General features: G+C 63.7%; 9 protein-coding genes. 4 read left to right on the top strand and 5 right to left on the bottom strand.

Annotated elements, in window-relative coordinates:
- The first annotated feature begins 63 nt into the window (after positions 1 to 63).
- A complete protein-coding gene (lexA, locus tag WFP39_RS01010) occupies positions 64 to 759 on the top strand; it encodes a transcriptional repressor LexA (protein ID WP_336917251.1) in 696 nt (231 codons plus the stop codon).
- A gap of 34 nt (positions 760 to 793) precedes the next feature.
- On the opposite strand, the gene WFP39_RS01005 is transcribed toward lexA, so the two are convergent.
- Positions 794 to 2,965 carry a ComEC/Rec2 family competence protein gene (locus tag WFP39_RS01005; protein WP_336917250.1) on the bottom strand — a complete coding sequence of 724 codons (2,172 nt, stop codon included), beginning with the start codon at positions 2,963 to 2,965 and terminating at the stop codon, positions 794 to 796.
- Positions 2,966 to 2,993: 28 nt separating this feature from the next.
- On the opposite strand from WFP39_RS01005, the gene gltX reads away from it, so the two are divergent.
- Positions 2,994 to 4,427: a glutamate--tRNA ligase gene (gene gltX, locus WFP39_RS01000; RefSeq protein ID WP_336917249.1), complete on the top strand. Its 1,434-nt coding sequence runs from the start codon at positions 2,994 to 2,996 to the stop codon at positions 4,425 to 4,427.
- A 51-nt stretch (positions 4,428 to 4,478) separates the two neighbouring features.
- Positions 4,479 to 5,765, top strand: coding sequence for a citrate synthase (locus WFP39_RS00995; protein WP_336917248.1), 1,287 nt, complete (start codon positions 4,479 to 4,481; stop codon positions 5,763 to 5,765).
- Between the two features lie 10 nt (positions 5,766 to 5,775).
- Here the strand turns inward: WFP39_RS00995 and WFP39_RS00990 are convergent, their stop codons facing one another.
- Genes WFP39_RS00990 through WFP39_RS00975 form a run of 4 tightly spaced genes read right to left on the bottom strand, consistent with a single transcriptional unit; the run spans position 5,776 to position 9,781 of the window.
- A complete protein-coding gene (locus WFP39_RS00990) occupies positions 5,776 to 7,173 on the bottom strand; it encodes a sensor histidine kinase (protein WP_336917247.1) in 1,398 nt (465 codons plus the stop codon).
- Entirely contained in the window at positions 7,170 to 8,132 is a 963-nt protein-coding gene (locus tag WFP39_RS00985; RefSeq protein ID WP_336917246.1) for a hypothetical protein, read from the bottom strand. The genes WFP39_RS00990 and WFP39_RS00985 overlap by 4 nt, the downstream gene beginning before the upstream one ends.
- 35 nt (positions 8,133 to 8,167) lie before the next feature.
- The gene (locus WFP39_RS00980; RefSeq protein ID WP_336917245.1) at positions 8,168 to 9,418 is read right to left on the bottom strand and encodes a hypothetical protein; all 1,251 of its coding nucleotides are present in this window, start codon (positions 9,416 to 9,418) and stop codon (positions 8,168 to 8,170) included.
- A 57-nt stretch (positions 9,419 to 9,475) separates the two neighbouring features.
- On the bottom strand, positions 9,476 to 9,781 hold the full coding sequence (locus WFP39_RS00975; protein WP_336917244.1) for an Hpt domain-containing protein: 306 nt from the start codon (positions 9,779 to 9,781) through the stop codon (positions 9,476 to 9,478).
- Between the two features lie 71 nt (positions 9,782 to 9,852).
- On the opposite strand from WFP39_RS00975, the gene WFP39_RS00970 reads away from it, so the two are divergent.
- Positions 9,853 to 12,216 carry a coiled-coil domain-containing protein gene (locus WFP39_RS00970; protein ID WP_336917243.1) on the top strand — a complete coding sequence of 788 codons (2,364 nt, stop codon included), beginning with the start codon at positions 9,853 to 9,855 and terminating at the stop codon, positions 12,214 to 12,216.
- Positions 12,217 to 12,246: the final 30 nt, after the last annotated feature.

Genomic DNA, 12,246 nt, shown 5'->3' with positions numbered 1-12,246 from the left:
GACTGTTTCATAATTGTTCCTTGTTCGTTCCCGTATTGGAACGGAAGATCAGGGAACAGGCCCATGCTTACAGCCAAGCAGCGTGAACTGCTCGTCTTCATCCAAAGGAAGCTGGAGGAGACCGGCATTTCTCCCTCGTTTGAGGAAATGAAGGAAGCGCTCGATCTCAAGTCAAAGTCGGGCGTGCACCGGCTGATTTCTGCGCTGGAAGAACGCGGCTTCATCCGCCGACTGGCCAATCGCGCCCGCGCGCTTGAAGTGCTCAAGCAGCCCGACGATGTATCGGCCACGCGCGCACCGCGGATGCGGGCTGCGGCCAATGATGCGGTGGTGGGTAATGTGGGCGCGCCGCGCACCGTCCCGTCCGCAGCCAACGATGTGATCAATTTGCCGCTCCACGGTCGGATTGCAGCTGGCGTTCCGATCGAGGCATTGGAGGGGCAGCAATCACTTCCTGTGCCCGCTGCCCTGCTGGGTTCAGGCGAACATTACGCGCTGGAAGTGTCCGGCGATTCCATGATCGAGGCAGGGATTCTCGATGGCGACTATGCGCTGGTGAAAAAGACCAACACCGCACGCGATGGCGAAATCGTCGTCGCGCTTATCCGCAACGAAGAGGCAACGCTCAAATATCTGCGACATGAAGGCGGCAAGATCCGGCTTGATCCGGCCAATGGAGCCTATGATCCGCAGATCTATGACGATCACGAAGTGCAGGTTCAGGGCAGGCTTGCAGGCCTGCTGCGACGCTACCACTGAAGATTTGCGTGGGGGAATAGGCTCCAGACGCAGCTTAACCCCCACGCCACCAACCATGTTCGCCTTGCTCTTGCGCCACGCTGCGCATTGTTGGGCCAGACAGATTGATCGCAAGACCGCCCGTTTCGGAAAGACTGCGCCGGTCTGCCTTGATCCAGCGCGGGCGGCAACTTGACGGGAGCCAGCGATCTGAAACGACAATATCTGCCCTCTCGCACGCTGCCGCCAATGATCTTTCAGCCACCTGGTTACGGCTGCGGCTCATCAAGATATGCCAATCGCGGCCTGCGCGCTTGAGTGTTACAACGCAGAAGTCGCCCGTGCAATCAGCGCCCGGCCATTCCGACAAAGGTATTGGTATGCCCTTTACCCCTGCCAGCTCCATGAAATTGTCGGTGACATAGGAACTGCGGCTTGGCCGCAGCAAGAGGAGCCCGTCATTCTCTCCGGTGATGCCCACATGGCGCCCATCGCCCGAAATCAGAATATCAGGCACCGGGGTGAACGCCATCATCACGCTTGCCATCCCCACGGGCAGCAGTCCCGCCAGTCTGGCCTTGCCTTTCCACAGCGCCAGCCACAAACCACCGACGACAAACAGCGCAAATGTCCCGCGGCCCATTTGCGGCATCAGCTTGACTGCGCCCGGCTGATCGGCGGTGAACCGAGCAATTGTGAGGAGGAGGTCGAGCGTCTTGCCCGCCAGCCACCAGACCGGCGCCCCCAGACCGGCAAGATCGAGGAACAGGGCCAGCGCGATCAGCGGCATCGAAACGAAGGTGACAAGCGGGATCGCAACCACATTCGCCAGCGCGCCATAAGTGCCGGCCCGGTGAAAATGGAACATCACAATCGGCATCAGGGCGATTTCAATCACGATCCCGGTGACCAGCAGCATGAATGTGCGCCGCGCATATTTGCGGGCAAGACTTTCTTCGTGCGGGGCCAGGAACCGGCGCACCGGCTCCGCCCCATGCAGCGCCACGATTGCGATCACTGCGGCGAAACTCATCTGGAAGCTCGGACCCACCAGCGCTTCAGGCCACAGCAGCAATACCGCCCCCGCTGCTGCGGCCACCATCCGCAGCGAAAGGGCCTCGCGCCCCATGGCCAGCGCACCCAGCACCAGCAACGCGGCAATGCAGCTGCGAACCGTTGGCACTTCGGCTCCGGTTAATAGCGTGTAAAATATGCCTGCCCCCGCGCCCACACCCGCGGCCAGAAGCGGCAAGCGCACCCGCAGCACCAGCCACGGCCACAAGGCGAGCAGCCGCAAAGCGAGCAGATAGGCTCCGCCGATCAATGCCGTCACATGCAGTCCGCTGATGGAAAGCAGATGCGTGAGGCCCGAATCGCGCATGGCCTCCTCGTCCGCGAGGCTGATGGCACCGCGATCTCCGCTCGCGAGCGCGGCTGCGATGGATCCTGCGGGGCCAGCAAGCTGCGCCCGCACATGGGCCGAAAGGCGTCGCTTGGTGGCCGCCAGCAGCGATTCCTGCCGGCTCGTCGCCAACAGAACTGGCGGTGCCGTGACCGAACCCGTCGCTGCCAGCCCTTCAAACCACGCAGCGCGGGCAAAGTTGTAGCTGCCGGGCAGCATGGGCGGCGCAGGCGGCATCAGTCGCGCCTGTACGCGCACAACCGCGCCGGGGAGAAAGGCTGGATCGTCCATCGCCAGCGGCAGATTGACGCGCACCTTCATCGGTTCGGACGTCTCAGGATCGCGGATGGCCAGCACAAGGCGTGTGCGCCCCTCTGCCGGCTGCTCGATCCGCTGGAGAATGCGGGCATCGAAGCGGCCGAACATCGCCCGCTCGATACCGGGCAAGCCAACCAAAGTCGATCGCGCCCAGATTGTGCCCACACCGCCGGCAAAGACCAGCCCCGCCGTCACGCAGGCCATCACGAGGTGCCCCCTGTTCTCCCGCCCGCGCCACGCGGCAAGCGCGCCAAGACACAGGAAAATGCCCCCAGCCATCGCAGCCAGCCATGCGGCAGGGCCAGGCAGAACCAGCCACGCAGCTATTCCCCCGGCAAGGATCACGGCAAGCCACGGCCCGCGGTCAAAACCCGCGCCTTCGAGAAATCTTTCCGCGTCGTCCGCCATGCTGGACAAATTGACGCGCCTGAGCCAAGGCGATTGCCGCATTGCAGCATCGCCGGTCTCCTCCCCCATAGGGACCAGTGGCGTCGGGCGTGTTGCCATCATCGGATAGGACAGGAAACAACAGCTTATGGCAAGTGGCGGCGCAGCGGGATCAGTCACGGAGAACATGGGCGCCCGCCCGGTCGTGACTCGCTTTGCCCCCTCACCCACTGGCTATTTGCACATTGGCGGGGCGCGCACGGCGCTGTTCAACTGGCTGTTCGCCCGCCACCATGGCGGGAAATACCTGCTGCGGATCGAGGATACCGACCGCGCGCGTTCCACCGAAGCGGCTATTGCGGCGATTTTTGACGGACTGGACTGGCTGGGCCTTGGCGGGGACGAGGAACCGGTGTTCCAGTTCGCCCGTTCCGCCCGGCATGCCGAGGTCGCGCACCAATTGCTCGATGCCGGTCATGCCTATCGCTGCTATCTCACGCCAGAGCAACTTGCTGAGCGGCGGGAGAAGGCGCAAGCCGAACGCCGCCCTTTCCGTATCGACAGCGAATGGCGTGATGCCGCACCCGAAAGCTGGCCCGCCGATGTCCCCTATGTCGTGCGCATCAAGGCGCCAAAATCGGGCGAAACGACGATCGCTGATGCCGTGCAGGGGGATGTTACCGTGCAGAATGCCGAGCTGGATGATTTCATCCTGCTGCGTTCTGATGGCACACCCACTTATATGCTCGCCGTGGTGGTGGACGACCACGACATGGGCGTGACCCATGTGATCCGGGGTGACGACCACCTCAACAACGCGTTCCGGCAGTTGACGATCATCCGCGCGATGGATTGGCCGGAACCGGTCTATGCCCATATCCCGCTGATCCACGGCAATGACGGGGCTAAACTGTCCAAGCGGCATGGTGCCTTGGGCGTCGATGCCTATCGCGACGAGCTGGGCATCCTGCCCGAAGCACTGTTCAATTACCTGCTGAGGCTTGGCTGGGGCCATGGCGACAAGGAAGAGTTCACCCGCGAAGAAGCCGTTGCGTTGTTCGATCTGGCGGGCGTCGGCAAGAGCCCTTCGCGTTTTGACATCAAAAAACTGCTCAACATGAACGGCCACTATATCCGCGCGGCGGATGATGCGCGGCTAGCCGAACTTGCCGCCGCCCGCATTGGCGCGCAGGCGGATCTGGCATTGCTGGTGCAGGCCATGCCTGTGCTTAAGCTGCGCGCCAAGGACATGAACGAGCTGGCCGACGGCGCGAAGTTCCTGTTCGTGCCTCATCCCATACCCATCGACGCGAGCGCTGAAGCGCTGCTGGATGGCGATGCACGGGCACGGCTGGCCATTATAGCAAACCGGTTTCAGGCGGAATCGGACTGGACAATTGAAGCGCTGGAGGCCAATCTGAAGGCCTATGCCGAGGAGCTGGGGGTCGGACTTGGCAAGCTCGCGCAGCCTCTGCGCGCGGCGCTGACGGGGCAGACGACCTCGCCGGGGATTTTCGACGTTTTGGTTCTGCTTGGCCGGGAAGAAAGCCTGGCGCGGATCACCGCGCAGGCGCAAGCGTAATGGGCAGCAACTCTGACACAAACATATTTGGTGCAGCTTAGGAGACATGAATTGACGGACAAGAAAGCGCAGCTGACCGTCGGCGGCCAGACCCATGATTTTCCGGTCATGGCAGGCACAACCGGCCCGGATGTGGTGGATATCCGCAAGCTCTATGCCCAGACAGGGCTGTTCACCTATGATCCGGGATTCACCTCAACGGCGAGCTGCGAAAGTGCGCTGACCTTCATTGATGGCGAGGAAGGCGTGCTGCTGCACCGGGGCTATCCCATCGGGCAGCTGGCCGAACATTCCAGCTTCATGGAAGTCGCCTATCTTCTGCTGAACGGCGAACTGCCCAGCAAGGACGAACTGGATACATTCGAGAACACGATCACCCGCCACACCATGCTGCACGAGCAGCTGCTGCAATTCTACCGCGGTTTCCGCCGCGACGCGCACCCGATGGCCGTGATGTGCGGTGTGGTGGGTGCATTGTCCGCCTTCTATCACGACAGCACCGACATTTCCGATCCGGTGCAGCGCCGGATCGCCAGCCATCGCCTGATCGCCAAAATGCCGACGATTGCGGCCATGGCCTACAAATATTCGGTGGGCCAGCCCTTCCAGTATCCGGACAACAGCCTGTCTTACACCGGCAATTTCCTGAAAATGACCTTTGGCGTTCCGGCAGAACCCTACGAGGTTATCCCGGCGGTAGAGCGGGCGATGGACCGGATTTTCATCCTCCATGCCGATCACGAACAGAACGCATCGACCTCGACCGTGCGCCTCGCCGGTTCGTCGGGCGCCAATCCGTTTGCCTGCATTGCGGCGGGTATTGCCTGCCTGTGGGGCCCGGCGCATGGCGGAGCGAACGAAGCGGCGCTCAATATGCTCAAGGAAATCGGCACGCCTGACAAGATCCCGCATTACATCGAGCGGGCGAAGGACAAGAACGATCCGTTCCGTCTGATGGGCTTTGGCCACCGTGTCTACAAGAACTATGACCCGCGCGCCACGGTGATGCAGAAGACCGTGCGCGAAGTGTTCGACGCGCTGAAAGTGACTGATCCGCTGTTCGAAACCGCCTTGCGGCTGGAGGAACTGGCGCTGTCGGATGATTATTTCATCGAAAAGAAGCTGTTCCCCAATGTGGACTTCTATTCGGGCATCATCCTGTCGGCCATCGGCTTCCCCACCACCATGTTCACCGCGCTTTTCGCTCTGGCACGGACCGTGGGCTGGGTGGCGCAGTGGAACGAGATGATTTCGGATCCCGGTCAGAAGATCGGCCGCCCCCGCCAGCTCTACACCGGGCCGACGCAGCGCGATTACGTTCCGCTCGACAAGCGCTGAGGGAAGAGGATCAGTCGGCGGATGCTTTGGTGTCCGCCGGCAAATCGAGAATGAAGCGCGCGCCTTGGCCGGGTGCACTTTCCACCGTAAGGCTGCCTTGCATCGCATGGGCCAGACGGCGCGAGATATACAGGCCCAGCCCCGATCCACCGTCACCACTGCGGCCAAGCCGTTCGAATTTGCGGAACACGCGTTCCTGCTGATCGGCATCCAGCCCCTCACCCTGATCGGCCACGATCACCCGTGCGCGGCCGCCCTCGCTTTCGACACGCAGCCACACGCAGGAACCTTCGGGCGCGTAGCGGATCGCATTGCCGAGCAGGTTGAGCAGGATTTGCAGCACACGGCGAAACTCGCCGATGGCTGGCGCGCTTTCATCTTTCTTGGGAGCATCCACATTTATGCCGCGATCACGCGCGCGGACGCCAAGAATGCCCGCCGCCCGCCGTGCCACATCGGCAAGGTCGATATGGTCGGGGGCGGGGCTGAAATCCTCGTCCTCCACCATGTCGAGCGTGGTCAGGTCGTCGATCAACGCCAGCAAATGTTCGCCGGCATTGGCTATATCGGCGGCATAGCTGGCATATTCATCCGCCAACGGCCCGGCCATGCGCGTGCGGATCGTCTCTGCATTGGCGATAATGCGCGAGACCGGCTGGCGCAGGACCGGCGCGATGTCGCGCCCGATCCCAGGGCCGCGACTGCGCGGCGTTGGGGCAGGACGATCATGCGGCGCAGGGCCAGCACTTTCAGCTAATGGCTGTTCCGGGCAGAGCAGCAGATCGAACCCGCCCAATTCCCCGCTCGCCTCGCCAAGGGGCGCCAAGGTTGCGCGCCAATCCCGCTGCGAACCCGCAAAGCGCAACCGCGCGCCATCCAGCAGCCGCCAGTGCACGGGCTGGTGGTGGATCGCCCCTTCCAGTTCGACAAAATCGGTCCAGGCCCGCCCCACTCCGGCGGAAAATGCCTGCTCCAGTTCCGCTGTATCCGGGGCAGTGCCCTGCCCGGCCAGCACCTCTTGGCGCGGCCCAAGACGGGCGGAGAATTCGGCGCTTTGCCGGGCGACGGCGAGATGCTGCGCGCGATCTGTATGCAATTCAGGCGAGTCAACCGGGTGCGCCTGCCAGCCTGACAGAGCGATGCGGCAGCCCTGCCCTTGCGTATCCGGCTCCACTTCGGCCCAGACGCTGATCTGTTCGTCGCCATCCCTTGCCGTGATCGGCCGGGCAAGACGCAGGCCATAGCCGCGCGCCTTGCGCACCAGTTCGAGCAAAGCAGGCGTGACGATCGGGCCGGGAATGGTGCCGCCGCTGCGCCGGTGAAGGCTCGCCAGCGGCTCATCCGCTGCGGTCAGGTAATCCTGCGCATCGGTGCGGGCCTCGGCCTTGGGAAGCGCGTTCTGGCTCATGCCGCGTCGGTCTTGGCAAGGCTGGACGATGCCAACAGCGTCGAGGCGTGGTCGGGCGTAATCCAGTCGAGATCTTCCGGCGGTGTTGCATCGGGGTGAAAATACAGGAAATGCTGCTGCACCTTGTCCTGCCCCAGCCCGGCCGCCCGCAGGCAGAGGGCAAACCGCGCCTTCTGACCTTCGCCAAAGGTTTGGACAATCAGGCCCCTGTCCTGCGCCGTTGCCATGGCGAGGGCGGTGGTAAACAGCGCCAGCCCCGCATGGTCCACCGCAAGTGCGCGAGGAGCCTTGCGACCAAGCCACATAACCAGGCGCGTCATCAGGCCAAGGCGGCTCTGCGCTTCGTCAAACTGGCGGCGCAAGGCAGCTTCGGCCAACGCGCCGCTGGCATCGTCGCCCGCCTGGTTGCGCATTGCCAGCACGGCGGAATGGAACAGATCGCCCGGCAATTCGCCAAGGGGCAATTCCATGCGGCGATGCGCCTGCATGAACCGCGCCTGCGCCGCTACTGTGCGCATTGCCAGCGCAGGAACACCGTCTTCGGGAGAAGCGGCAAGTTCCTGCAGCAGCGGGGAAAGCACGGGGTCGAAATTGCTGCGCTGGTGGAGCAATTCGGTCAGCATTGCCTCCAGCGTGAGGCTGTGAAGATGCGCAAGAAGGCGCGTATCATCCATCAGCCGTGCCGCCAGATCGGCCTCCCACGCATCGGGCATTTCGGATGGATCGGAGACTGCGCCAGCGATGGCACGGGCAAACAGCAATTGCCGCGCCAGATGATGCACCGCCCCGCGCACGCGGGCCAGCACTTCATCGCTGAACATCGCGGCATCACGGCAGGTCAAGAGATGGCGCAACACCGGGCGGGCATCGGCCAGCACCGCATCACCGGCCAACAGCCGTTCGCGCAGCCGCGCCTCCACATCATCGATACGTGGGGCCAAGGTGATCTCGTCGCTCATCCTACACCGCATAGCCGCTTGTGGTTAAGCCGGAGTTATCCTTCGCGTGCGGGGCTACTCTTCCGCAACTGGAGCATGTTGAGCGCCAGAAAGCCGAGGGCGGCGATCATGATTCCAGCCTGCGCCGAATGCAACAATGCGCCTATCGCCACCACCAAGGCTGCCAGCCCCCTGTCCCGCAGCACCTGCCCAGGCGCACGGGCATCGGGGAGGCCGCCGTGAAAAGCCGCCAGCAGGACCAGCGGGGCAAATATCTGCTCGACTGGATCACCCGCGATGGCCAACATCCCTGCGAACAGCAGCGCACTGTCGAGCAAGCCGCGCAGCCATCGCCATTCCCGTCCACGGCTCGCCAGCGGGCCGAGGCGCGCATCCTGCGATTGGCGCAACATAAAGGCCGCCTCCAGCAATGGGGCGGCCAGCGCCAGCGCGCCGAATCCGGCCGCCGCAAGCGCATCTGCGCACAACCAGATACCCAGCGGCAGGAGCAGCAAAGCCGATGCCAGCACAGCCGGAAACGCCTCGCTGCGGGCAATCAGACGCGAACCTGTCCGCCTGATCGCGAGGCTGGCAAGGTGCGCAGACAGAGATGATCCGGGTGGGGGGATGGTCTGCCGCCAAATCCAGTTTTGTTCGGCTGACCGAACGGCAGCAGCGTCCGCCGGAACGAACCAGCTACCGTCCTGCATACGCGCGGGGTCGACCGGGCATGTCGGGATCCCCGCCTGCAAGGCAATGCGCAGCAGGGCCGAGGTCGCCTCCGCATCCTCTGGGAGATCGCGCAAACGCGACACCAGCGCACCGGGTATCAGCAAGGCCCCGGCCCAGGCGCGAGCAAAATCAATCCGCTCAAACCCCGCACCCACAGCCACCTCGGCCGGAAATGTCAGCACGGCCCCATGCCGCATCCCGCCGGACGGGTCGGCATCCCGCGGCCAGGCGGACAAATCGGGCATCAGGCCGGCTTCAAAAACCAGCAACCGCTCGCCCGGCACGGCCACCTCTGCCAATGTGTGCGGCCCGCCCAGCTCGCGAAAGCGCAGCCCCAGCCCTTCGGCAAGATGACGCAGGGCAACGGCGCGCCTGCTGCCAAGCGCGCCAATAACCCATACTTCGCGGCATCCCAGTGCGGCAGCACATTCCACCTGCCGCTCCGCTGCTGTCCGGCCAAACAGGCGCAGGTCCACCTTGTCAGGCACTGGCGCGTCGAGCGTCACCAACACGGCAAGGGCGCCAGTTGGCCCCATTTGCGCAGCGGCAGGAGGTTTCAGGGGTTTTGCGAACACGCCCGCAGGTTACGCGCCCGCCGCCCCGCTGCCAAGCAGTCAGCGGGAACCGCGCGGTCAGGCCTGCTCTTTCAGGCTTTGGCTGAACGCGGCCAGCTTGCGCAGCACGACTGGATCCCCCGGTGCGCTTTCCAGAGCCTCTGCCGCGAGCGCAATCAACCCATGCGCGTGGAAACTGGCACCAAGGCTGCGCAGCCGCAAGGCCGATACCTCCCAGTTGCCATCACACCGCGCACGCGCCAGCAAGTCACGCTGATTGTCGAGGCTTTCGACAAAGCAGGCGCGCAGCTCCGCGGCCAAGGCCGGGTCGTTGCCTGCTGCGGCGGCCAGATTGGCCTCGAAATCGCCCTTGTCGTGGTTCACACGGCAAGCAGATAGCGATCACGCGTTAAGGCGGCTTTAAAGGTAAGGCCGGGGCTGGTATCCAGCGTGACATGAACCGACGCAAGAACCTGCTCGCCCTGGATAGCCATTCCGCGGATGAAGGCACCCCGGTGACCGCCAGTGATATGCATGGCGACACGGAGTATTCCGACGCTGGCAATGCCGATTGGCATGAAGGGGCGGAACCTTCTGTCCCCTCTTCCCGGTTTGGCTGGGTATTTCCGCTTCTGGCGGCTGGCGCGGTGATAGGCTGGACGGGCTTTTTCATCTGGGCCAACCGTGCGACAATCCTGGTGCCGGCAAGTCCGCAGCAATGGGTCGGCTGGATCGGAAGCTGGTCGCTGCCCGTCGTGCTGGTTATCGGTCTGTGGCTGCTTGCCATGCGCAACTCCACGCGTGAGGCCGCGCGCTTTGCCAGTGCAGCGAAATTGCTGGCCGCCGAATCGGCGCAGCTGGAAGCGCGCTTGGCGGCGGTGAATCGCGAACTGAGCCTGGCCCGCGATTTCATCGCTTCCCAGTCGCGCGATCTGGAAGCGCTGGGCCGCGTGGCAAGTGACCGCCTGTCGCAAAACGCGGCGGCCTTGCAGGATCTGATCCGCGAAAATGGCGAGCAGGTTGCCGCCATTGGGCAGGTCAGCGACAACGCGCTGGCCAATATGAACAGGCTGCGCGACCAATTGCCGGTTATTTCCAATTCGGCGCGCGATGTCGCCAACCAGATCGGCCATGCCGGGAACACAGCCCAGAGTCAGCTCGACGAGATGGTTGCCGCTTTCCAGCGTCTCAACGATTTTGGCGAGGCAAGCGGGCGCCAAGTCGAGGCTCTGCGCGTACGGCTTTCGGACATTCTGTCGCGCTTCGAGGAGCATCTGGCAGAACTCGGCCGAAAGGGCGAACGCCTCACCGGCACATTGCTTGAAGGGCAAGAGGAAGCACGCAGCCGCTGGGAACAGGCGGTGGCGCAGTTACAGCAGGATACCACTTCCGCGATCGAGCAACTTGCCGCCCTCGACCAATCCGCCATCGGCAATGCGCGCGAACGCATGGAAGCCCTGACGCAGGCCGGACAGCGCGTGGACCGCGCCATTGTGGATAGCATGGCCGCCTTCGATGCGGAAATTGCGCGCCGCCGCGAGGAAGCCGCTCAGGCCGAGGCGGATGCGCTTGCCACGCTGCAAGCGCGGCTTGAGCGCTTCGATGCCGAAGCGCGCCGCCGTGACGAGGCGCACATCGCCCATCTGGCCGATGTAGCCCGGCGAAGCGAAGAACTTGCCGGCCGACTCAATGCCTTTGATGCCGAACTTTCCCGGCTGTTCGGCAAGGGGCGAACGGAAAGCGCGCAATTGGGCGAAGCGGCCGAGACGCTGGTCGAACGCCTGTCGCAAAGCCGCGCCATCATGGAAGAAAGCCGCAGCTTTGTCTCACGCCTGACCGATGACAGCGTGCGTTTGCTGGAAATCATCCGGGCCAGTTCCGAACATTCCGAAAACGATTTGTCGGACTCGATCGCCAAGGCGGAAAGTCGCTTATCGGCTTTCGAGACCAGAAGCCTGGCCCTACGCGACACGATTGCCGAGGCCGAAGCGCGCGGCGCAGCACTGGCTGGACATGTGGCCGAGGCCAGACAGGGTGCCGGCACATCCTTGGAAACGCTCGGAATTCTGGAGAACAATCTGGCCCGCATTGCCGGCCAAACGCGCGATCTGGCCGACAGCGCGCAGGGCGAGCTGCGCAACGCCATCGCCGCTCTTGAGGAGGCCGTTACGCAGAGCCTCAGCAATTTGCAGGAACGCGAGAGCGAAGCCGTGCGCAACCTGGCCCGCCAAATCGGAAAGGACGCCGGCGCAACGCTTGAAGAGACGCTGCGTGAGGCAGGCCGCAACGCGCTCAGCGAAATGGACGAGGCCTCGCGCAACGCTGCCGAACAGGGCCGCGCAGTAGCGGTGCAGTTGCGCGACCAGCTCGCCAAGGTGAACCAGCTCGCCGCCAATCTGGAAAGCCGCGTGGCGCAAGCCCGCGCGCAGGCCGAGGAACAGGTCGATACCGATTTCACGCGACGCATGGCGCTGATAACCGAAAGCCTCAATTCCGCCTCGATCGACATCGCCCGCGTGTTCGATGCCGAAGTCGCCGACACCGCCTGGGCCAGCTATCTGCGCGGCGATCGCGGCATCTTCACCCGGCGCGCCGTGCGGCTGCTCGACAATGGCGAAGCGCGCGCGGTGATGGGCATTTACGAACAGGATCCGCAAATCCGCGAGACGGTGAACCGCTACATTCACGATTTCGAGGCAATGCTGCGCACGGTGCTTTCCACCCGCGACGGCAACGCCCTGGCGGTGACGATTCTTTCGTCCGATATTGGCAAGCTCTACGTGGCTCTGGCGCAGGCGATTGAGCGGCTGCGCGACTGACCACCCGTCGCTGATCCCGTTCCTTAAGCC

This window comes from Alteraurantiacibacter lauratis, assembly GCF_037154155.1.
Lineage (GTDB): Bacteria > Pseudomonadota > Alphaproteobacteria > Sphingomonadales > Sphingomonadaceae > Alteraurantiacibacter > Alteraurantiacibacter lauratis.
Note: the sequence above shows the minus strand (reverse complement) of the source record. Positions and strands in the feature narration are given on the sequence as shown.

Bases quoted from the DNA above. Each gene is read 5' to 3' on its own strand.
- gltX (WP_336917249.1), top strand. From the start codon at position 2,994: ATGGCAAGTGGCGGCGCAGCGGGATCAGTCACGGAGAACATGGGCGCC.
- WFP39_RS00990 (WP_336917247.1), bottom strand. From the start codon at position 7,173: ATGAGCCAGAACGCGCTTCCCAAGGCCGAGGCCCGCACCGATGCGCAG.
- lexA (WP_336917251.1), top strand. From the start codon at position 64: ATGCTTACAGCCAAGCAGCGTGAACTGCTCGTCTTCATCCAAAGGAAG.
- WFP39_RS01005 (WP_336917250.1), bottom strand. From the start codon at position 2,965: ATGGCAACACGCCCGACGCCACTGGTCCCTATGGGGGAGGAGACCGGC.
- WFP39_RS00970 (WP_336917243.1), top strand. From the start codon at position 9,853: ATGAACCGACGCAAGAACCTGCTCGCCCTGGATAGCCATTCCGCGGAT.
- WFP39_RS00985 (WP_336917246.1), bottom strand. From the start codon at position 8,132: ATGAGCGACGAGATCACCTTGGCCCCACGTATCGATGATGTGGAGGCG.